General features: G+C 62.6%; 15 protein-coding genes and 1 pseudogene. 9 read left to right on the top strand and 7 right to left on the bottom strand.

The features are described from left to right. Positions 1–8: 8 nt before the first annotated feature. Entirely contained in the window at positions 9–1,907 is a 1,899-nt protein-coding gene (gene dnaK, locus AC1DF4_RS16390) for a molecular chaperone DnaK (RefSeq protein WP_476913868.1), read from the bottom strand. Between the two features lie 795 nt (positions 1,908–2,702). On the opposite strand from dnaK, the gene AC1DF4_RS16385 reads away from it, so the two are divergent. The 5 genes from AC1DF4_RS16385 (at position 2,703) to AC1DF4_RS16365 (ending at position 9,871) form a co-directional block, all read left to right on the top strand. After that, entirely contained in the window at positions 2,703–2,966 is a 264-nt protein-coding gene (locus tag AC1DF4_RS16385) for a UBP-type zinc finger domain-containing protein (protein ID WP_476913867.1), read from the top strand. Positions 2,967–2,988: 22 nt separating this feature from the next. Beyond that, the gene (locus AC1DF4_RS16380; RefSeq protein WP_476913866.1) at positions 2,989–4,716 is read left to right on the top strand and encodes an FAD-dependent oxidoreductase; all 1,728 of its coding nucleotides are present in this window, start codon (positions 2,989–2,991) and stop codon (positions 4,714–4,716) included. Positions 4,717–6,122: 1,406 nt separating this feature from the next. Continuing rightward, the gene (locus tag AC1DF4_RS16375) at positions 6,123–7,037 is read left to right on the top strand and encodes a PucR family transcriptional regulator (protein ID WP_476913865.1); all 915 of its coding nucleotides are present in this window, start codon (positions 6,123–6,125) and stop codon (positions 7,035–7,037) included. Positions 7,038–7,169: 132 nt separating this feature from the next. Then, positions 7,170–8,279 (top strand): hypothetical protein, encoded by a 1,110-nt coding sequence (locus tag AC1DF4_RS16370; protein WP_476913864.1) that lies wholly within the window; start codon positions 7,170–7,172, stop codon positions 8,277–8,279. A gap of 545 nt (positions 8,280–8,824) precedes the next feature. Continuing rightward, a complete protein-coding gene (locus tag AC1DF4_RS16365; RefSeq protein WP_476913863.1) occupies positions 8,825–9,871 on the top strand; it encodes a helix-turn-helix transcriptional regulator in 1,047 nt (348 codons plus the stop codon). Between the two features lie 30 nt (positions 9,872–9,901). Here AC1DF4_RS16365 and AC1DF4_RS16360 read toward each other — a convergent pair whose 3' ends face one another. From AC1DF4_RS16360 to AC1DF4_RS16345, 4 genes are all read right to left on the bottom strand, one after another. Next, positions 9,902–10,204, bottom strand: coding sequence for a DUF4193 domain-containing protein (locus tag AC1DF4_RS16360; RefSeq protein ID WP_476913862.1), 303 nt, complete (start codon positions 10,202–10,204; stop codon positions 9,902–9,904). Between the two features lie 113 nt (positions 10,205–10,317). Further along, on the bottom strand, positions 10,318–11,046 hold the full coding sequence (locus tag AC1DF4_RS16355; protein ID WP_476913861.1) for a hypothetical protein: 729 nt from the start codon (positions 11,044–11,046) through the stop codon (positions 10,318–10,320). Positions 11,047–11,156: 110 nt separating this feature from the next. Further along, positions 11,157–12,380: a sensor domain-containing phosphodiesterase gene (locus AC1DF4_RS16350; protein ID WP_476913860.1), complete on the bottom strand. Its 1,224-nt coding sequence runs from the start codon at positions 12,378–12,380 to the stop codon at positions 11,157–11,159. A 400-nt stretch (positions 12,381–12,780) separates the two neighbouring features. Then, positions 12,781–12,999 (bottom strand): hypothetical protein, encoded by a 219-nt coding sequence (locus tag AC1DF4_RS16345; RefSeq protein WP_476913859.1) that lies wholly within the window; start codon positions 12,997–12,999, stop codon positions 12,781–12,783. A 525-nt stretch (positions 13,000–13,524) separates the two neighbouring features. Here AC1DF4_RS16345 and AC1DF4_RS16340 point away from each other — a divergent pair. The 3 genes and pseudogenes from AC1DF4_RS16340 to AC1DF4_RS16330 all read left to right on the top strand — a co-directional run. Next, a pseudogene (locus AC1DF4_RS16340) lies at positions 13,525–13,749 on the top strand (type I restriction enzyme subunit R domain-containing protein); the annotation flags it as partial. A gap of 209 nt (positions 13,750–13,958) precedes the next feature. Continuing rightward, positions 13,959–15,122: a low temperature requirement protein A gene (locus AC1DF4_RS16335; RefSeq protein WP_476913858.1), complete on the top strand. Its 1,164-nt coding sequence runs from the start codon at positions 13,959–13,961 to the stop codon at positions 15,120–15,122. A gap of 1,370 nt (positions 15,123–16,492) precedes the next feature. Next, positions 16,493–16,789, top strand: a complete 297-nt coding sequence (locus AC1DF4_RS16330; protein WP_476913857.1) for a hypothetical protein — start codon at positions 16,493–16,495, stop codon at positions 16,787–16,789. 213 nt (positions 16,790–17,002) lie between these two features. Here the strand turns inward: AC1DF4_RS16330 and AC1DF4_RS16325 are convergent, their stop codons facing one another. Then, positions 17,003–19,492 carry an ATP-dependent Clp protease ATP-binding subunit gene (locus AC1DF4_RS16325; protein WP_476913856.1) on the bottom strand — a complete coding sequence of 830 codons (2,490 nt, stop codon included), beginning with the start codon at positions 19,490–19,492 and terminating at the stop codon, positions 17,003–17,005. A 1,346-nt stretch (positions 19,493–20,838) separates the two neighbouring features. Continuing rightward, positions 20,839–21,738 carry a response regulator gene (locus AC1DF4_RS16320; protein ID WP_476913855.1) on the bottom strand — a complete coding sequence of 300 codons (900 nt, stop codon included), beginning with the start codon at positions 21,736–21,738 and terminating at the stop codon, positions 20,839–20,841. A 428-nt stretch (positions 21,739–22,166) separates the two neighbouring features. Between AC1DF4_RS16320 and AC1DF4_RS16315 the strand changes: the two genes are divergently transcribed. Next, positions 22,167–22,715: a hypothetical protein gene (locus AC1DF4_RS16315; protein WP_476913854.1), complete on the top strand. Its 549-nt coding sequence runs from the start codon at positions 22,167–22,169 to the stop codon at positions 22,713–22,715. Positions 22,716–22,719 lie beyond the last annotated feature (4 nt).

Below are 22,719 nucleotides of genomic sequence, written 5' to 3'. Positions count from 1 at the left end.
GGCCGTTCCTAGCCACGGTCGAATTCTGCATCGACGATGTCATCGTCATCTACATCGTTGGTCGCTCCGGGCTGTGATGCGGATCCCTGGCTGGCCCCTGCAGTGGCCGCGGAGGCAGCGGAGGCACTCAGCGCCGACTGCAGTTGCTGAAGCTCGGAAATTAGATCCCTCGCGGTGCCAACGTCCGCCTGGTTGCTGACGGCGTCGCGCGCCTGGCCAACCAGCAGTTCCGCTCGGGCCTTATCATGTACCGGGACTGCGCCACCAAGCTCATTGACGGCCCGCTCAACACGGTAGGCAACCGCATCGAGTTCGTTCAGGGCGTCGATCCGCTCCCGGTTCTGCAGGTCCTCGCTTCTGTGGGACTCGGCCTCGGCGATCATGCGCTCGACTTCCTTGGCGTCGAGGTTGGAGCCTTCGCTGATGGTGATGCCCTGTTCCTTGCCCGTGTCCTTGTCGCGGGCGGTGACGTTCAGAATGCCGTTTGCGTCCACGTCGAACGTGACCTCGACCTGCGGTTCTCCGCGGGGCGCTGGCCGGATGTCGGTCAGCTGGAACCGGCCCAGCACCCGATTATCCGCCGCCAGTTCCCGCTCCCCCTGCAAGACCACCACGTCCACGGCGGGCTGGTTGTCGTCCGCGGTGGAGAACACTTCGCTGCGCCTTGCGGGGATGGTCGTATTGCGCTCGATAATCTTTGTCATCACACCGCCGCGGGTCTCGACACCCAGGGAAAGCGGCACAACGTCTAGTAGCAGTACGTCCGAGACCTCTCCCTTGAGCACCCCGGCCTGGATCGCCGCACCGATAGCCACGACTTCGTCTGGATTGACGCTCATGTTGGGATCTTTGCCGCCCGTCAGACGCCGAACGACGTTCTGTACCGCGGGAATGCGCGTGGAGCCGCCGACCAAAATCACTTCATCGATGTCGTTGGCGGTAACCTTGGCGTCCGTCATCGCCTGCTTGACCGGATCCATGGTGCGTTCCACCAGGTCATGGGTGATGTCTTCAAAAACCGAACGCCGAACGGTGGTCGTCAGATGCTTGGGTCCCGTGGCGTCGGCGGTGATAAAGGGAAGGTTGACCTGGGTCTGGGTCACAGAACTCAGCTCGACCTTCGCTTTCTCGGCCGCCTCGAAAAGGCGTTGCAACGCCTGGGCGTCCGACCGGAGGTCGATGCCCGCCTCCTTCTGGAAGTCGTCGGCCAAGTAATCGACAAGTCGGCGGTCAAAATCGTCGCCGCCAAGGTGCGTGTCACCCGCCGTCGAGCGGACCTCCACAACCCCGTCCCCCACGTCCAGCAGACTCACATCAAATGTTCCGCCGCCAAGGTCAAAAACCAACACCGTCTCATGCTGACGTTTGTCGATGCCGTAGGCCAGGGCCGCTGCAGTAGGTTCGTTGATGATGCGCAGGACTTCCAGTCCGGCAATCTTGCCCGCGTCCTTGGTCGCGGTGCGCTGTGCATCGTTAAAGTACGCGGGAACCGTAATGACGGCCTCCGTCACCTTTTCGCCCAGCTGCTTGGCGGCGTCGTCCACCAGCTTGCGGAGAACGAGCGCACTCACCTCTTCCGGTGCGACCTTCTTGCCCTGAACTTGAAAACGCGCCACGCCGCTGTCGTCCGCTACGACGTCGAAACTCACGGCCTTGGCCTCATCCGTGATCTCGTCATAGTGTCTGCCAATAAACCGCTTGGCCGACGTGATGGTTCCCTTGGGGTTGAGAATCGCCTGCCGGCGGGCCAGTTGCCCCACAAGCCGTTCCCCGGTATCCGTGTACGCCACAACTGACGGAGTGGTCCGGGCCCCTTCCGCGTTGGGTATGACGCGGGCCTCCCCGCCTTCCCAGACGGCGATCACCGAGTTGGTTGTTCCGAGATCAATTCCTACTGCTTTGGCCATGACTCACTCCGGTCCTAGTGGGCGCGACCGGTCCTGTGGCGACGTCCGCCCGAGGTTGCACCGCATGACGCACGCCGTGTCCCACTGGGCCATGAGGTTCAAGGGCGTTGCCATGGGGCCTAATAGGGTTTAGTCTGCCCCCTGGATGGGGCGACGGCATGACCCTCGAGGGTCAAAAATGCTCCAAGCAATTGACCTCTCAGGACGAGGTCCACAGGCTAATCCTCCAAGACGCCGAGATAATTTGAGGATCAGCCGTCGCACACATTTCGCCCACAATCGAGTCCCTCAGCTGCGGATTGCCTGCAGGTCCAACAAATGCTCCATCCGCTAAGGGCCGGGGAGATTCCCGCCAAGGCCGTGCATTCTCTTTCTGCACTGGCGCCAGCAGAGGACTGAACGCGTGCCTGGTCTGTATGCCGGCACCCGCTCCGAGTCCGTCCCAGATGATCGAGCTGCGCCCGATGGCCGGAACAAATGACCCTCGCCAGTACGCGAATTTTCGCGGCGCGGGCTGCTTGTTGACTCGGGTACGGGACTCGCTGCAATTCAGTAGACAAGGCACGACGATGACGGCGGGAGGGTCCCGCCGTCGTCTACTTCCCTGCTCGACGCGGGTTTCCCGGATGCACCACTTGACAGGCCAATGAGCCGGGTCTACTACTGTGCTTTATCTGGTGCACCCCGCTCGCCGGGCCGAATCGTACCCACGCCGCCGGTCAGTGCCGACGCAACCCTTATTGCCGACTGTCACGGCGGGGCCGGCTCCATGGACGGACCGACATAGGAGCCAACATGATTCCTCGATTACCTGACCCCCATCTCACGCAGATTCATCCGGTTCGTGTGCGCACACCGCACGGCTGCGAGGAATGTCTGATTTTGGGCACTGCATGGGTTCATTTGCGTGTGTGTCTCACCTGCGGCCATGTCGGGTGTTGTGATGCCTCACCCATGCGGCACGCCCGAGCTCACGCCACCGAGTTGCATCCAATCGTTCGCTCCTTGGAGCCCGGTGAGGACTGGCGCTGGTGCTATCCACACGAGGCATTCGTCTAGTGCCGGCGAGCGCAATCAGCTGATGGAACCTACCGCAGACTCGACGCCGGTCGAAACGCCGGATGTCTTCGGCGCCTATCCACGGCTCGGCCAAGCCCAGATCGAATTGTTGGGCCGTGCCGGCACCAGCCGGGCTACCTCCGCCGGAGAAGTCCTCATCCAGGAGGGAAACTTCGACAGTGACTTCTTCGTCATACTGCAGGGCACGGTACTGGTCGTTGAGGGGCTGCATGACGCCCGTAACAGACAGCCTGCTGAGCTGGGACCCGGCACGCGGATCCTCGAAGTTCACGGTCCGGGACGGTTCCTCGGGGAATTAGGCCTGGTCGAGGGGCAACCGGCCTTTGTCAGCACTGTGTCCGCCGAAGCGTGTGAAGTGCTCCAGATCAGCGGGGACGATCTGCGCCGTGTGGTTCTGACGGACGCCGCGGTGGGCGAGACCATCCTGCGGGCATATCTTCAGCGCCGAATCCTGCTGATCAGCGCGGGCGCGGGCATCCGCATCGTTGGATCCCGCTTCAGCCGTGACACCCTTCGCCTCCTGGAATTTTCAGCCGCCAACCGGCTGCCTCACCGGCTGGTTGATCTGGAGGATGACGAGCAGGCGCAGGCCATCCTGGACCGGGCCGGGATCCTCGCAAGTGACCTGCCCGCAGTGGTGCTAAATTCTTCGCAGGTCCTCAGAAACCCATCCAACGCAGACCTGGCCCTCGCCATGGGCCTGCGAGCAGTGAAAGAGCATTCGGCCACGTACGATCTCATGGTGATCGGGGCCGGTCCGGCCGGCCTGGCGGCCGCCGTCTACGCAGCGTCAGACGGGTTGTCGGTCGTCCTTAAGGAAGGCTTCGGATTAGGTGGGCAGGCCGGCACGTCGCCGCGGATCGAGAACTTTCTCGGCTTCCCCGCCGGAATCTCCGGCGGCGAACTCACTGAAAGAGCGATCCTTCAGGCACGCAAGTTCAGAGTCCAGATAAACGTCGCCTGCCAGGCGCGCATCATCGAGTTGAGGGCCGGCGAGTTCCGCGCCGAGTTCAGCGAGAGCGGCCCTGCCTCCTCACGGGCCGCGCTGCTAGCAACCGGGGTCCGCTACCGCCGGCTGCCGGTCCCCGGGCTGGAGGAATTCGAGGGAATCAGTGTCTTCCACGCCGCCACAGTCCATGAAGCCAGGCTCTGCGGATTGCAGCCAGTAACCGTCGTCGGCGGCGGAAACTCCGCGGGACAGGCCGCGCTTTTCCTGGCTGGCACGGGGGCACCAGTGCGGCTGGTGGTGCGCGGGGCGGACCTCCGCGCCGACATGTCGAGGTACCTTGCGGAACAGATCGAAGCGCACCCTGGCATCGACGTACTGCTGAGGGCCAACATCATCGGCGTGGACGGTTCAGGAACCCTGGAACGGATCGTCGTCGATCTGGCGGCCACCGGCGAACAGCGCATCTTCGACTCCCGGTACCTCTTCATTTTCATCGGAGCCAAGCCGCACACGGAATGGCTCCAGGGTACGCTCGCCCTGGATGACCACGGCTTCGTTCTCACCGGGGCCGATCTCGAAGACCTTCCCCCGGAGTTCAGCCATCTGGGACGCAGACGGCTGCCACTGGAAACCAGCGTTCCCGGGATGTTCGCGGCCGGCGATGTTCGGCATGGATCGGTGAAGCGCGTAACGGCTGCCGCCGGTGAAGGCTCGACAGCCGTCGCCATGATCCACGAGCACCTGCGCCTCCTCCGGGATGGACCGGGCGGTGGGCGATGAAGTGCGCCACAGTGACAGCCCAGGAGGACACGGTCCACAACTGATTACGACGTTCGACGGCAAGGTACCAATTTCGCGATTTTTCATCACTTCACCGTGGCCCACAACGAGTGTCTCTTCGAGATAGACGGTCGAAACGCAGATCCGGCCCGCGGCCAAGGATGCGCACCTGCCGCGGCCGAGGAACTGGACTATTCGGCGGAAACATCCTGGCGTCCCGAAATACCGTTGAGCGTCAGGCGCTGAACGGCAATCTTCAGGGATATGACGAGAGCTTAACAACGTCGACATACGGGCGTAGTTTTGGTGGTGTTGGAAAGCCGATTCCGGCCTCGCCGCATCGGCCTCACAGTTGGCCGGGCGCCGCAAGAGACGACTCACCGGTATCCGGGCCACATACGGCGTTGGACAACCGACGTTAAAAGGTCACGTTCAGGACGGCATACCGTGGGACCCGAGGTCTTTTCCAGAGGGATAACCATCGAGGGGAACCTTCGTCCTGAGAAGCCACCGCCCGGAGCAAACGGAGTAATGTACCGTCAGCTCGTTGCCGGCCGCCCGGCATTTGCCGACGACGACACCACAGTTTTGATCTCCGCAGCCCTCGAACACAGAGGGCAACGGACTCTGGTCTGCGTAGGCGTGGATCCCCTGTAAGACCCCCCTGGTTGTGGACGGAGGCAAAGATCCCTATGTTCGATCGACGTGTGGCAGAGGAAATCCTCAACACGGCCGCGCAGGCGGTGTTGGAGCTGTCGTTCTGTGAGGTCAAGGACCGTTACCTCGCGGTGAATGGGCAGTTGAACCCCGTCCTCGAACGCGCGGCTTTGCCTCAGGATCAGGACGTCCGGCGCCTCAATGGCAGGGACTCCGTTCTCCCGTGCGCCAGGCCGGGCTGGCGATATGCGCTGTTCACCGTTAGCGACGGTGGCGAGCTGAACGGGTGCCTGGTGCTGTCGGCCGCCGACCCTCCGGATCTCCCGCAGCTGATGCAACTCCGGACAGTTGCGGGGACAACGGCAAAGACTCACGCGAGGGGATCGCCCGGGGAACCCCCGAATGACGCAATCAGTCAGCCGCTCCGCCGTGACAACATGGACCAGCGTCTCCTGTCCCTCTCGGTGAGAGTCCTGGAGCTTGAAGAACACGACAGGGTCCGGGATGCCTTGGATCAGGGTGCGACTCGCGACCTCGAGGACAGCGACTCCAGGGAGGGGCTCCTGGCGGAGGTCCTTTCACGACTGACGGGGCGGCCCATCTGTATTGAGGATGCATTCGGGAATATTAGAGCGGCGACTGGAATCGGGTCCAACCGCCCTTACCCCAGACTTGGCGCAGCGGCCAGGTCGCGGACTGCACAGCTCTGGCTTGCGTCCGGCTCACCAGTCCGAGAACCGCGAAGGATCGTGGCCCTTGCCCTGTCGCACGGCGAGGTGTTGGGGGCTATTTGCATGCTGGAAACCGACAGGCCGGTCACAGCTGGCAACGTCTTCGCTTTGAAGTACGCAACGCGGCTCCTGGAAGTCGAGTTGTCCCACCGCCGCGGCCTTGCCCGGTTGGAATTAAGGCTGGGGCGCGACCTCGTGGACGAACTCGTGTCCGGAATGGATGGCGCGACCGCAGGCGTTCGTACCGCGGCATTGGGATATGACATCAGTGGTCCGCAGCACGTCATCGTGGCGCAGTGGCAGCCGCCAAGAACTGACGATACCGTCGTGGTCGCACTGCGCAGGACGTTCATGGAACTCCGTTCATCCGCGCTCGTTTCACGGCGCTCGGACATGGCCATTGCCGTGGTACGTGGAGATCCGTTGGGTGCCGAGGTCTTTTCCGTTGTCGCCAAAACCCTGCGAAGTGCCACCGGGTCCGTGGGCATCGGCGGTCCAAGCCTGGAAATTGCCCAAATTCCGCGCTCCTTCTCGGAAGCCCTGCACGCGCTGCACATTCGGGCCGGTTCAACCGATCGCTACGGTGTCACCCGCTTTGATCAACTGGGGATATACCGCATCTTGGACACAGCTGGGGGTGGACCGGATCTGGCCGGCTATGTCGACGAGTGGCTCGGTACCCTTCAACGCACCGACGACAGCCGGGGGTCTGACCTGGTGCAAACCCTGGCGCAGTACCTGGACCACGGCGGCAACTATGACAGTACGGCCGAAAGCCTGACGATCCATCGAAGCACCCTGCGTTACCGCTTGAAGTCCATCCGGCAGATCACCGGCTTCGATCTTGCCGATCCCGACACCCGCCTGAACCTGCACGTCGCAACACGCGCTTGGCGCCTTCGTCCGCACGGCGCCCCTTTGCACGTCCCATAGCCAATGCTCAATCGGCCAAATAGTCGGGGTCAGCGCGCCGGGCCCACGGATTCGGGCATCGGGAACCGATGTCCACGGCGACGGTGACATACAGTTCGCTGGTCATAGACACTGAACCATAGGAGGCCGGGCGTGCCGGAACATTCGGGCGACGTGAAGCCCCGCAGTGCCCGCACGCTGGGCGTGCTCGCCGAACCGGAGGTCACCGCCGAGTTTGCCGAACGCAACGGACGCGAAGTGGGCCATCTGCTCAACCTTGCCGATGAGCGCCACGACTGGTCCGTGGTGATCGAATACCAGGATTTTACGGCCGGCAATGGGTTGGCGCCGATGCTGGACTCCTTGGCGAAGCATCGGATCCGCCGCGCATGGGATGTCATGGTCTGCCTGACCGACCTTCCGATTCGTTTGGAGGGCCGGACCGTGGTCGCGGAAGTTGCGCTTGGAGAGCCGGTCTCCCTGGTTTCCTTGCCCGCGCTTGGCGCCGTCAACATCGACCGCCGGGTCCGCACCGCCGTCGCCGACCTCGGCTGGGCGATGCACCGCCACTTCGATCCCGAGGATGACGCCGTGGAATTCGGCCCGCCCTCGCTGCACCAATCCAGGCGTATTGAGACCGCTGTTCTTGTCGAAGGGCCGATTGGGTTCCGCTACGTCTCAGCAACCCGCCTCGGCCGGGGACGGTTGCTGGCGGGCATGCTGCGGGCGAACCGTCCTTGGCGGCTGGTCTTCGGATTGAGAAGCGCAATGGCCGCCGCGATCGCCACGGGCGCCTTTGGGCTCGTCACGAACACTATCTGGCAACTCGCAGACCTGCTGGGCACGCCGAGGCTGACGTTGCTGATGATCCTTTCGATCAGTTCGATGGTGTTCTGGATCATCACCCAGCACGATCTGTGGGAAAGCCCCAGGCGCAACGATCCCCTCGAACGATACAAGGCGTCCTTGTACAACATCTCGACGGTGTGGTCATTGATCATCGGCGTCGTGATCAGCTACGTCCTGCTTTTCGTGGCCGTGCTGCTGGCCGCGGCGTTCACTATCGACGACGCCCTATTGGCACTGACCCTGCAACATCCCGTGACTGTTTGGGACTTTGCGGAAGTCGCCTGGATGACCACATCGGCGGCGCTCATCGGTGGTGCGTTGGGCTCGGGATTCGAGTCAAAGGACGACATTCTTCGGGCGGCGTACGGCCAACGGGAACGTCATCGCCGCCAGTCGGTCGACGAAGGCGAATGATCCGGCCTTACCGGAGGGGCCCGGCCTATCCTTGTTTCGTTTCTCCCACCGTCGCCTTCACGGCGGTGCCCAGCGGCGCTGAAGCTCGACAGCGGGTCGTTGGCCGGTGTCGTCGGGCTCTATAGAAGAACCGGACGCGATCAGCGACGTTATCCGGCGGACCGATGCGGCTGCAGTCAGTGCCCTGCGACAGGCCGATCGGGACCTAGGCGACGCCCTCGTAGGGAGCATCCACCTACTTCCAGAGAATCTGGTGTTGGCCAGTTTCAGGACAGGGTCTCCCGCGACCGGGATTGCACTTCGAGCCATAGACGCCGGACTGGCCGTGGAACCAGTGGGCCGTTTGCTGTCGGCTCCACCTAACCTCAGCGGACAACAGATCTGTTGGCCAGCACCGCGAAATTCTACCGATCGCCAGCGGGCACACCAGCTCATCGCCCGCGGGTAGAATCTTATGACGATCGACAACCCGTACAACACGGTCGCTCTTTCTCTTGGAGCGACGGGGCATGTTGAATCTCGGTTTAGCCAGAAGGTCCCAACCCATGGAATATGTTTCTCCCGACAGCGTCGGTGCCGGCGGTCCGGGCGGGTCATCGCAGGACCAGATCAGACGCTACAGTGTTCCGGCCGGGTTGAGCCCCGAAGAAAAATTCGAACACTGGCGGAGCTGGTACGGCAGCGCCATTGACGCTCCCGTTCGGTTGGAAAAAACCGAAAAGCTAGTGCGTCCGAGTTTCAATCCGACCGCCCTGAGCCTGGACGGTCCCGGGTTCAGCCTTGTTGATGTCACGAATGAACCCGCCAGTTGCTACTGGACCGGGGATACAAAGCCGAGCGACTGGCTCGTGTACTTCCGGACTTCGTGTGACAAGTTCAGCTTCTCTGGACGCTCCGAGGCCGTCTCTCCCGGTACGGTCAGGTTCTTTGATCTTTCCTTGCCGGGCAACTTCTATGCGCCGGCTGGCTTAAGCGCGGTGCGGGTCCATTTCGATCGGGGTCTGCTGGGCTTGGACGACAGATCAGTGAAACGGCTGCAGGGGTTGGCCGACATCAGAGATAACCCCCTTATACGTGGATTGATTCTTCCAGCCTTGTCTGGCTGGCAGCGGACAGTCATAGCGCAGGAGATGCAGCGTCTCCAACCCGTTGTCCGGTCGATGATGACGGCCCTGATCAGCTCCTTGCTCGAAACCACGGCCGATCCCGGCGATCTAAGACTGGCCCGCATCGCAACGATCAAGAAATTCATGCGCAAGAACTTCAGAAACCCTGCCCTCACTGTTGACGAGGTCGTGGCGTACTCATTTCTTTCACGCCGCGCCCTCTACTCCCTCTTCGAAGGCGAAGGGCTCCAGATCAGCGGACACATCCGCGCCCTGCGGACCATGGAAGCCCTCGAGCTCCTCGCCGAAGAAACCGCCTGGAAACGATCCCTGACGGATATTGCAGCCGCCAGCGGGTTCACGAGCCTGCAAGCCATGCGCCGTGCCGTCAGGGAACTTACGGGCCTCTCGCTTAGTGACGCGCACGAGACCCCGGAACTCCTGCGGATTCAAGTCGCCGAACTTAGGAAACAGACCGAGCTGTGAAGATTGGACAGGATCTCGGGGGCATATTGCCTAACCTTCGCATTCAAAACAGTAAGCGTGGCCGCTCGTTTCGCGGAAGATTTGGGAACGGTGCCGGACCAGAAAGCAGGAGTAGCAGGTGAATTCGTCCTCGGCCTGGGGGACAATCTCTACGATCAATTCCTCGGCGACAAATTCCCACCCAGGGGCGATGGCGTCGTCCATGGTGTCAGCGTCATCCAGTTCACGGATGACGCTGAGTGCATCCGGGGCGCTTGCGGATTGGAGTGCCTCGAGGGAGCTGTCCTGTGCTTCCTTGAGGTCGGAGCGTACTTCGTCGTAGTCAGTTGCCACTTACGTCGTTCTCATTCTGTCGTTCGTATCTGCCCGGGTGGAAAAACGGGGCCGCCCCGCGGCACATGCGGCAAGTTCGCCGGGCCAGCGTCCAATCGAACGGGACTCTGCCGTCATGGATTTCGGGGGCCCGGGGCCACACTGTGCCCCACGGAGGAGGGTACGAAGCGGGCCCGCTCCTTCCCTTCTTCCCTGTAACTTTTGACAATGCCGTGGCCTTCCCCATGGCCGAGCCGTGAAATTACGATCGGGCCTGCGGACAGGGCGACCCGGAGGATCTCTCCGGTGATCCTCTTCCCCAGCGACAGCGTTTCGATGGATCCGTGCGGGGCATCAAGGAGTGTTCGCGAGCCGAGGCCGGACGCTTCGATGACGAGAAGGCGCCTGGTCGTGAGGACGACGTGCCCTGCAGTCTCATTCAGGTGCCCCACCCCGATAGCTCGGACGGTTTCGTCTCGAGCCAGCGCGCGAACGATGACACGTAACGTGGTTGGTCCTCCCAAGGAGAGACCTGCCCGCAACGCGGCGTCCTCAAGCCCGTGGTAATACATGACACCCGCGGGCAGCTTTTCCTCGATACTGGCCAGATGATCGTGGTTCAGCGGGCCGGGATCTCCTGTCCAGGCTAGGTCCGCCCCACGCGCGGACGGCCGCACGGTAGCGGTAAGCTTCGCGGCTCGGCGTCGCTTGCGGAGGGAAAATGGTATCTCGATATTGATACTGTCCTCATCGAAGGACGTATCCCTGAAACCTGATTCAACCGCAGCACCGCGGATGTGGTCCCGGGCGGCGTCTGCGCTTGTAAGCATCGTCCAAAAGACGGTTTCGGGAGCTGATGTCATCTGAATACTTTCCGTATAGTCGTGGCGTTGGTTCTCCGAGCCGGGCAAAGCCCGCAACTCGCCCGGCAGGAACACTGCTAGGGAGACTGGCCGACTCCGAGCGATCGGCCCTAGTTATCGTCATTCCCACTCGGTGACGACCGGTTCCACGGCATCCAATAGGACCAGTCCGACGGAAGCACAGACGGCCGACCCAAGAGGTAGCCCTGCCCGGTGTTCACTCCCATTTCGGTAACGGCGATTAGTTCTGCATTGGTTTCGATTCCCTCGGCGACCAGGCTTGCCCCGATTTGTGATGAGAAGCTGACCATCGCCGCGCATAGGGCTCTCTGCTTGGGGTCGTTGTCGATTCCCGCAACGATGGTCCGGTCAAGTTTGATCAGTTCTGGGCTGAGCCTCAGGATGTGGCGCATGGACGAGAACCCGGCGCCGACGTCGTCGACCGCTATGCGCAGGCCAGCGCTTCTAAGCGGGGCCAGTGCCGCTGCGAGACGAGCATAGTCAGCAACGGGCGAGCGCTCCGTCAGCTCCACGACGATTCGCCCGGGATTCAGACCGGAATCCCTCACGATGTCACTTAGCCTCGGGTCAAGGCATGCCGATGGGGAGAGATTTACGGCGATATAGAGATGGGCGGGAAGATCCGCTGCGGCGAGCATCGCCGTTTCCAGGGCCAGGAATTCGAGTTCGAGGCCACGTCCGATTGAATCTGCCTCGTCGAACCATTGATCCGGAGACCTGAAGGGAGAGCTTACGAACCGAGTGAGCGCTTCGGCACCGACAATCTCGCCGGTTCCCAAATGACAGATCGGCTGAAACGCCGCGATCAGTGTCCGGGTGGTGAGCAGGTGATCAATTCGCGCGCTGATTTCCTGGTCCTCCGGGCTCTCTGCCCCGGAGATATCCAGGGGCCGTGCGATTCCCTCGAATCCTGCCCCCCGGCCTTCCCTGTCGAATCGGCGCCGGCCGACGACCTCGACGCTCAGTCGCCGCCCACCCCGGTGGCGGGCGGACAGCAAAAGCCCTTCCCGGCCCACGCCTGCATCTGGTTTCCGGGCGGTCTTGAGGTCGGCAAGGTCGATGACGAGACTGCAGGGGCGTCCCACCAGGTCGGAGGGCTCATAGCCTAGTAGTTCCTGACTTGCGCGGCTTGAGAAGGTGAACCGACCGTCTGCTCCTACAGCCCAAAGCCATCCCCCGGTCGTGCTCAGGACCGTGTCCATGAGGCTGGCGGTAGTGAACGCCTCGATCCGATCACGGCGCTGTTGCCGAATAAGGTGCCAGGCGGCATGAAGAACAACCGGAAGGAGCAGGATCGAGGCGAGGGTGGACACCCTGGCGGGGACCTCGCGGCCGCCCCACGGCTCAAGACCAAACAGGAGAGGCAGGAGTATTGACAACGCCGATCCCAACTGGAGGGACAAGACGGCCAGCAACCGTCGACCGCCCGGTGTTGTCTGAGGTTGGCCGTGGTAAGTCGGCGGTGGAGACGTCACCGTCGAGCGTCGACGAAGTGATGTTTCCAAGAACGGGTTATGCCGCTGCATCAGTCGTGAGGGCACTGCGTTGATGTATCGCGTCTGGTGACATGAGAGTCTTCATCTTCCGTGCTCAATTCCGGTATTGGTCAGCTGGGGTCAGCATCGGCGGACATCCGCCTGCCGCCTGCCGACAACGTGGCGGGGCATGTCCAGGATCGGACTGGCCGGACAACGTTCTTGGCCTTGTTCGGTCTCAGGCGAGATCGCGTTCCTGGGTGAACCCGTAGGGAACGTCGGCGCTCAGGGTTACTGTGAACGAAGTCGGCCCATGCCGCGTCACGAGAATCCCGTGATTGCCCTCCCTGAGAGCCCGCTCCTGAGCCAATTTTTCAGCGGCCTCGAGGCGTTCGGCGATGAGCTGGGGCTCATCTGCCGTGACGTGATAAGTAAGCCCGGTTGTGGCGGTAATCATGGGTCGTTCCTGTTCTGGTAGCACTCATATGCAGTTGGCTCTCGCCGCAGGTATCCCCGGACCAGAGCTGCGCGGCGCGGCTTGGAAGGGTCTTTTGGTTCGCGGGGTGCGGGCCTCGCGGCACGAACGGCCCAACTCTGCTGCCGGAAGTTGCCCGGTCGGAAGCCGTGTAACCGCTTCAAAAATCCTACGGTTGATGGTCGTTCAAGGAAGGGGGCATTGCTCCAAAGTGTGCATTCTTTGATCCCGAACCGCTCACTTCGTGCAGGAGCCTCGTCAACCGAGCCTGGGGTCATTGTGCGTCCCTATGCTCTGAACTCGATCTCAGGGAAGTCTTCCGAGTCCGGGGCGCACCCGGGCACCGCGGGCGCTGAGGATGCAGCCAACTCAGCACGCTTCGGCAGAAGGGCGGCCTGCAGAGTTACCCCAGCCGGTCAATGGATCCTGACACGGTGGACTTTTCCACCGGGAGTGTCGGTATCGGGGCCACGGCCACCATCTGGGGGGCCATGTCACACCGCTTCCTCCGACCACGTACGCCGCGACTCTGCGAACGCCACGGTCAGGGAGCGGCTCAAGCATGCGGACGACGAGCCGGAACTGGTGATTGTCAAGGACATGATGCTGGCCGGCTACGACTCCCCCGCGGCTGCATAACCTGTATCTGGAGCCGCCGCTCAAGGGGCGCTACTGATTCAGACGCTGGCCCGCGTGAACCGCACGTTCCGCGGCAACGAGGACGAGCTGCTGGCGAATCGCCTCGTTAAGGCCGAAGTGAATCCGGGGCCATTGAACCTGTAAAGAGGCCCGGCGGCGTGTACCGGTTCCATGACGCCGCCTGCCGGTGCACCGTTCCACCTCTCCGGCGAGTTCCCCCTTGACTTCTCTGATGACCGTCGTCAGTCTTTTCGACAACAGGAGGGGGCATCCGTCCGCTCCTAGCCCAGTGGAGGATACTGATGTTCCGTGCCAGGTCGCTGATGCGTTCCGCGACCTCCGGAGACCGAGTTACGCGCCTTGAGCTATTCTTCGATCTGGTCTTTGTTTTCGCGCTATCGCAGCTATCCCATCATCTGCTGGAGTATCCGTCATGGGTGGGGGCCGGTGAGACATTTGTTCTTCTTCTTGCGGTCTATAAGGTGTGGGTGTACACGACTTGGGCTGCAACATTGCTGGACACTTCGCGGCTTGAGGTGCAGTGGATGCTGCTGATCGTCATGCTTGTCACACTATTCATGAACGCCTCAATCGGCTCAGCGTTTGGCTCCTTCGGCTGGCTCTTTGCTGCGAGCTATCTCCTGGTCCAGCTGGGCCGGGGTACGTGGATGCTCACTGTCGGACTTGACCGGACCACCCACAACCATTTCGTGCGCGCGCTGATCTGGGGGTGTATGAGCGCGCCGTTTTGGATTGCCGGCGTCTTTGTCGGTCCGGGGCCGCGTTTGATGTTCTGGGGTGTCGCTGCCGCGATCGATCTGGGCGGCCATATGCTGGCGCACCGGTTGCCCGGCCGGAAAACCGAAGGAAGCCGGGTCCCGCTCCCGGGAGAGAGGATATTTGAGCGGTTCGGGTTGTTCTACCTGATCGCGCTCGGCGAGACGATTCTTTCAACCGGCCTGGCGATTGCAGGCAATCTGGAGGACCCCTTGATATTTCTGACCGGGACCGTAAGTTTGGCCGGAAGCGTCGCGATCTGGTGGTGCTACTTCCATGGCCTCGAACAAGACATTCTGGACAAGCTTTCTTCTGTCAATGATCAGTTCCGGCCCGGCATTTTGGCGGGCAACACCTTGGTCGTGTTACTGGCAGGCCTGATCCTGGTGGCGGTTGGCGATCAGCTCGTGATCAGCGATCCGGCCGCCCGCCCCGATCTGGCCACTGTTCTGCTTCTTTTTGGTGGGCCGGCTCTCTTCCTTGCCGGCCGGGGCTTCTTTATTCGACAGGTACTGGGCCAACGCCAACCATCTGATCTCGTCGGCATCGGAGCATTGGTGGTGCTGGCAAATTTGAGCTTTCTCCTTCCAACCTTCATTGCCGCTATGGGGGCCGTTCTTCCCCTCGTAGCCGTAGCAGTTTCCGACGCCGCGAACCGCCACCGCCGAACGCAACAGGGAGCCCGCTGACGGCCTATTGGATGCCAGGGAACGTATCCTGTGCCGGCGTTGACAGCCTAAGGAGGCTTCTGCCAGTCCCTCTCACTATCCCGCGTTGCACCGTTACATCTTTGGCAGCCCGGTGCTGCTGCACAAGACGTATCAAGTCATGCACTTACCTGGCATCGTCGCTATGAACAGTCATGACATCAAGAAGTGCAAACCAGCAAAGGCAGCACCGCTCCCCCAGCCAGCGTCCAGTCATGCAGTTGGTGGCACCCCGGGCCATGAACGAGTCAGCAGCGCCACCGCTGCCCGAACCCAGAGGGAGGAGCCGCCGGCCACAGTAACGGCCACCAACAAAAAAGGCCCCCGAAGGGGCCCATCCGTGAACAGTTTGTGCACACTCAGAGGCCCTCAAGCCCCTGAACAGGGAAACACGTGCCCGAGGTGGGACTCGAACCGGGTTCCAGCCCCTGAATTTCCGCCGCTCCCCCGAAAACCTCCGCAATCCGGCCCAGTCCGGCACCGGTACGACTCGATCCGAAGCCCAGGGTGTGGACACTGTCCACACCCTATCTTTGCCCACTTTCGGCGCCCCCCGACCAGGCTGCTTATATGGCCGTTCGTGCGGGGCGGTTGTGTCTTGCGCGCGATTTCACTCCCATAGGAAGAGTTGGTCCCCTGACCCAGCCCCGAACAAGTACCGCGCCAGGGAGCGGCCCTCATGCTGAAATCGATGACAATTATGGCGACGGGTACTCCTTTCCCAACATCTCATGGAGAAGCGAACGGCAACCTGCATGACAAACCAACAGCCCGGTCCTCCACGAAGCGAGCACGCACCACCAACGGCGCAGCGCAGCCCGCCGCAGCCAGCGCCACAACTCACATTGCGGAACTCCGCCCGATACCCCGGGGCATAGTCAACCTCCTTCCACGAGCACTCGCTCACTAGGTCAAAGAGTCAACAAGACCGGGGGCAGTCCCAAATGGCCGACGGGGCCCTTGAGATCGCGACGTTTGACTCTCTGGGCTCCAATACGACGATCGCAGCCGGCGGCACCTGCCTCTACAGTGGCCGATCTTTTGGATGCAGACGATTGTTTCCACCGAGTCTCCGTTCGACGACGGACACTCGCGCGCCGGCGTTACTGGCCTGGCATCTGCCAGTCTTGTTCTCAGGAACGTTCACCGTTCCGGAGACACCTTTCGGCGCCAACGCAACCCGCGCGAACCGGGCTGCTGTTCCGGGGCGACACTGGTGCCGTTGCTCTCTGGTTGTGTTGTCCCGGCATCTCCGGGATGTGTTGACGAAACTTCCTGCCGGGCGTAGACCGGGCCATATCGGTTCATTCGCGGGCCGTCCATGATGGTCTGCTTGTTGTGAGGAGAAGGCCATGGCAGTCGCAATCATTATGGAATTCACCGGCGCCACCTTGGCGCAGTACGACGAGACCGTCAAAAAGATGGGCCTGACCCCTGGAGGCCCCGGTCCGTCCGGCGCCATATCCCATTGGGCAGTCGCTACAGAGAACGGACTGCTCGTCACGGATGTCTGGAAGTCCCGCGAGTTGTACGACGCCTTCGCCAAGGAACAGATCGGCCCGATCACGTCCGAGGTAGGTTTTCCGGATGCTCCAACGGTGACCTACTACGACGTCCACAGCTACTTCACTCCCGGCGCCGACGCCTGATCCCTCGAGCCATGCTGTCCGGCGGGCCAGCCGCGTGATCGCGCCGGTCTCGTCGTCGAATTCCGCTCACCTGGACGGCTAAGGAAGCCCGGCTACGCTACGCCGAACCCCTGGGCTGAAAATGCCGGTTCCTCCTGATTGGAGATGGACCGGCCCGGATGAATGGCGCCGCCGTATTGCCCGCCCCGGCGGTAGCCAGCGGCGGGTTCCCGTCTAGCTCGCGGCGGGCAGTGCATCCGGAATGCGCGGATTGGTGTGGCCGGCGAAGGTGAACTTGGCGTCGTCGCCTTCGCCGTCCACATCCACTACGACGATGTCGCCGGCGTGGATTTCGCCGAAGAGGATCTTCTCGGAGAGCTGGTCCTCGATTTCGCGCTGGATGGTCCGGCGCAGCGGCCGGGCACCCATGGCGGGGTCGTAGCCCCGGGTTGCCAGCAGGATCTTGGCTGCGGGCGTGAGCTCGATGCCCATGTCCTTATCCTTGAGCCGCTGCTCCAGGCGGCGGACGAACATGTCCACGATCTCGATGATCTCGTCCTGGGTCAGCTGCGGGAAGACGATGATGTCGTCAACACGGTTCAGGAATTCGGGGCGGAAGTGTTGCTTGAGCTCCTCCGTGACGCGGGCGCGCATCCGGTTGTAGCCGGTCTGCGTGTCGGTGCCGGACTGGAAGCCGGTGGCGACGCTCTTGGAGATGTCCCGGGTGCCGAGGTTGGTGGTCATGATGATCACCGTGTTCTTGAAGTCCACCACGCGGCCATGGCTATCGGTCAGGCGGCCGTCTTCCATGATCTGCAGCAGCGAGTTGAAGAGGTCGGCGTGCGCCTTCTCCACTTCATCGAACAGGACCACGGAGAACGGACGACGGCGGACCTTCTCGGTCAGCTGGCCGCCCTCGTCGTAACCGACGTAGCCCGGAGGGGCACCGAAGAGACGTGACACCGTGTGCTTCTCCGAGTACTCGGACATGTCCAGGGTGATCAGGGTGTCTTCCTCGCCGAAGAGGAATTCGGCCAGGGCCTTGGCGAGTTCGGTCTTGCCGACACCGGTGGGGCCGGCGAAGATGAACGAACCGCCCGGACGCTTCGGGTCCTTCAGGCCTGCACGGGTCCGCCGGATCGCCCGCGAAACCGACTTGATCGCCTCGTTCTGGCCGACGACGCGCTTGTGCAGCTCGTCTTCCATCTTCAGCAGGCGCGAGGACTCTTCCTCGGTCAGCTTGAAGACCGGGATGCCGGTGGCATTCGCCAGGACCTCGGCGATCAGGTCTTCGTTGACTTCGGAGATCTCGTCCAGCTCGCCCGCTTTCCACTGGCGCTCCTTCTCTTTGCGCACGCTCAAGAGTTTCTGCTCCTTGTCGCGCAACGACGCGGCACCCTCGTAGTCGGAGGCGTCGATCGCGGATTCCTTCTCCAACCTCATGGCGGCGATCTTCTCGTCCATGACCTTGAGCTCCGGCGGGGCAGTCATCCGGCGGATCCGCAGCCGGGCGCCGGCCTCATCGATCAGGTCGATCGCCTTGTCCGGCAGGAACCGGTCCGAGATGTAACGCTCGGAGAGACTCGCCGCGGCGACCAGAGCACCGTCGGTAATGGTGACGCGGTGGTGCGCCTCGTACCGGTCCCGGAGGCCCTTGAGGATCTCGATCGCGTGAGCGACGGAGGGCTCCTTGACCTGGATCGGCTGGAACCGGCGCTCCAGCGCGGCATCCTTCTCGATGTGCTTGCGGTAGTCATCCAGCGTGGTGGCGCCAATGGTCTGGAGCTCGCCGCGGGCCAGCATGGGCTTCAGGATCGACGCCGCATCGATGGCGCCCTCTGCCGCACCGGCACCCACGAGGGTGTGGATTTCATCGATGAACAGGATGATGTCGCCGCGGGTGCGGATCTCCTTGAGGACCTTCTTCAGCCGCTCCTCGAAGTCACCGCGGTAGCGGGAACCGGCCACCACGGAGCCCAGGTCCAGTGTGTAGAGCTGCTTGTCCTTGATGGTCTCTGGAACGTCGCCGCGGGCAATCGCCTGGGCGAGGCCTTCGACGACGGCGGTCTTGCCGACGCCGGGCTCACCGATCAGGACCGGGTTGTTCTTGGTGCGGCGGGAAAGGACCTGCATGACGCGTTCCATTTCCGATTCGCGCCCGATGACCGGATCCAGCTTGTTCTCGCGGGCGGCCTGGGTCAGGTTGCGGCCGAACTGGTCCAGGACGACGGAACCGGAGGGAATTGCTTCAACGTGATTCTGGTCGGCTCTGGTGGTTTCCTTGCCCTGGTAACCCGAGATGAGCTGGATGACTTGGTGACGGACCCGGCTCGGATCCGCGCCGAGCTTGACCAGCACCTGGGCGGCCACGCCTTCACCCTCGCGGATGAGGCCGAGCAGGATGTGCTCCGTGCCGATGTAATTGTGTCCCAGCTGCAAGGCCTCGCGGAGCGAGAGCTCCAAGACCTTTTTGGCGCGCGGGGTGAAGGGGATGTGTCCGGACGGGGACTCCTGGCCCGGGCCGATGATCTCCTGCACCTGCTCGCGCACGCCGTCGAGCGAAATACTCAAGGATTCAAGGGCCTTGGCAGCAACACCTTCACCCTCGTGGATCAGACCCAACAGGATGTGTTCGGTGCCAATGTAACCGTGATTCAGCATGCGTGCCTCTTCTTGGGCAAGCACAACTACGCGACGGGCACGGTCCGTAAATCGCTCAAACATTTCGCCACACTCCTGGCCGCCCCCATACCTTGATGCTACGTCGCCGCAGGCACGCTTGGGGCGTTCGCCGGAGGCAGGATATTAGTGAGCCGGATTCATCTGACGTCCCCCGGGTAACCGGCCGTGTTCTATGGCATGTACTACCAGGTTCCCGAGATGCTCAAGGCCGGCGGCGGTGTCATCGTGAAGACCTCCTCGATTCTCGGACTCGTCGGCGACGCCAAGACGGTTCCCTAGTAATGGCTCAGCACGGAGTCACCAGCCAGGCAGCTCTTACCCCACTTCGGGACATCGCGGCAACAATCCACAGCGTCACTTAGCAGACGCCGGAGGCATCCACGAACAGGAATCCACGGAAAAGTCCTCGATCCAAGGGAAGAAGGGGGGGTGAGTTTCATGGGCTACATGTACGGCTATGTGGGCTCACTGTCGGCCACGGTAACCCGTGTCAGACAGCGTGTGGGTGTCCGGCGGCACCGATTCCCTACCGGTGGGCCACAAGTTATCTCGCCCGCCCCCGGACCCACCATGAAGACGCAGAACAGACCCAAAAAGCCGAGGAGGAGGCTGGTGAACAACCAGCGTCGAGCACAAAAGAATTTGACCCCGGATTGTTCAGGTCATGTTGCCCAAGCCAACGGGGTCCATGAACAGGTACCAAAGGACAAACGCCCGCCCTCAGGGAAGAAAGGAGACCCTCGGCCACAGCAACGGGCCCGGCAACAAAAAAGGCCCCCGAAGGGGCCCAGCAGTGAACAGATTGTGCACACTCAGAGGCCCACAAGCCCCTGAACAGGGAAAACACGTGCCCGAGGTGGGACTCGAACCGGGTTCCAGCCCTTGACCTTCCGCTGCTCCCCCGAAATCCTCCGCAATCCGGCCCAGTCCGGCCGACATACGAGCCGATCCGAAGCCCAGGGTGTGCACATTGTGCACACCCTCATTCTTGCCCGCCTTCGGCCCCAACCAGGCTGCATATGGCCGTCCGGGCGGGGCGGTTGTGTCTTGCGCGCGATTTCGCTCCTTTAGGAAGAGTTGGCCCCCGGCCCCGGCCCGGACAAGCACCGCACCCGTGAGCTGCCCTCATGCTGAAATCGATGGGCAAGCAGCGCGGTGGATTGTGTGAGGAAATAAGCGCAGCGCCGAATACAGGCCGTCGACTGCGCGGCCGTCCGCAAGACGGTTGAGCCGGCGGAGCGGGCACGTACGATCCGCAGGACAGCAGCAAAAAAAAGGAAAAAGAATGCTTGTGCTGCCCGAGCGCAGCGAGGCCCGGTTTCTGGTGGCGGATACTGACGGCTTTGGAGGTGGGAGTGTCAGAGAGGTCTTGCCGGGGGTTCGGGCGCCTAATCGCGGCTTGGCTGCGGGCGGCGGCTCGTCAGCCCGGTCCGGGTTGAGACAAGCGCGTCGGCAAGCCGCCGGGCGGCCTCTGCCTGTTCGGCGTCCGTGGGAGGTGCGGTGCGTGCCTCGCTGGTGCAGTTCAGTAGTGCTGCCGTGACTTCGGCGATTAGATCCGGGAACGGGCTGTTCCGGTAGCCGCCGTACGTGGGGTTTTCCTGGTGATGTAGCGCTCGGGCGATGAACACGGCGGCCTGGCTCCTGCGCGTCATGCCGAGTTTCGTCAGCACGGAGGAGACCATGTTCTTTACCGTCCTTTCCGCCAAAAACATCTCCCGGCTGATCTGGCGGTTCGTCAGCCCTTTCCCGAGGCCGATGGCGGTATTCATTTCCTGTCGCGTGAGCGTCAGGAGTCTCTCTTCCGGGCGTTTTGGCCCGAGCCGGGGAAACGGGGCCGGGAGCGCCGGCTGGAAACGGCCGCTGTACGCGGTGTGCCCGGCCAGTGCGCGACGGATGAGCCGGAGCAGTTCACTGCTGTCATCCTGTTTGGACAGGCACCCCCACGCGCCGACCATGATGGCCTCGATCAGCACTGCTTCTTCGGCATCGCCGGTCATCAGCACGCACCGGGTGGTTGAGCCGGCCGCGGCGAGGGCCCGGCACACCGCGACACCGGAACCGTCGGGAAGATCATCGTCCAAGATGACCAGATCCGGGCTAAGGGCAGGGATCCGCCGGACTGCTTCCCGGGCTGACCATGATTCTCCGGCGACGCTCAAACCATCCGATTCCAACAGGTGCCGCAGTCCCCTCCTCACGACCTCGTGGTCGTCCAGCAGATACACGTTCCGGCCGGTCAGAAGGTGCGGCGGGGGAATTTCCGGGTCAGCCATCATTTTCTGTTCCATTCCTTCGCCCTCTGAGACCCGAGGGCGCTGGCACTGAATGGTCGATACCGACCCTGCCGCGGCGAAGACGCATCCCGCCGGACCCCACCCGGCACTCCCCACCAGCGCGCATTCACGCACACGGACGAGGCACCCCCACGATAGAGCTAATAGCTTCCGGGAATCAATGCCCTGAGCCCTAGATTGCAAAATGCCCGGGGCAGGGCAGAGGGCCGCGATCATCAGCTCAGGCGGCAAGTGGCTGACGTCGCCGGCACGGGAGGGTAAGCGGTGCCGTCCGACCGCTCCGCGGCCCAAACCTGCATTGTCGCCGCGAAGGTGACGCCGGCCGGGCCGGCGGCACCGGGTTACCACCTCACCCCGTTTGGGTGAGGTGGTAACCCGGGCGGTCGTGCCACGCTTGCGGAACATCGGCGAAGGAGCGTGGAATGGCGACATCGGCTGCACAGTCTTCCGGTCCGGGCGTCAGCGTTGGCCCGACGAGTGAGTTCAGTTTGTTCTTCCGGGTCAAGCCCGGCGAGAGCGAATCGTTGCGGGCCGCGCTGAATGACCTGCAGCAGACCCCGGGGTACCGGCCAGGGGACTACGGAATGGCGATCACGACAATCCACGAGGCGCGGTTCGTACTCTTTGACGACGACACCCGACTCGCGTTCATCACAAGTTTCGACGGGCCCTGGGATGCGTACATGGAGGATTTCTTCAACTCGGGACCGACGCTCGCGCTTTTCGATGTCATCTTCCGGCATGCGGAGGGCTACGACGGTCTGCCCGACCTCGCCGCCGAGAAGGCGTTCATTAACGGCGCGCAGCAGAGTGCTGCTGCGTACGCCCGCAACTACCCCGGCACCGTGAAGGAGATCCGCAAGGCGCAACGCGTGAACGCGGCATTCCAGCGCGTGCTCGACCACCCCGACGCCGCAGCAGCGCTGCAGCACCCTGCCCTGCAGCCCCTACTCGACGAAGCCGGGGACTGACGCC

The organism is Arthrobacter sp. 05N429 (assembly GCF_056397045.1).
This window is presented reverse-complemented; position numbering and strand designations above follow the sequence as displayed.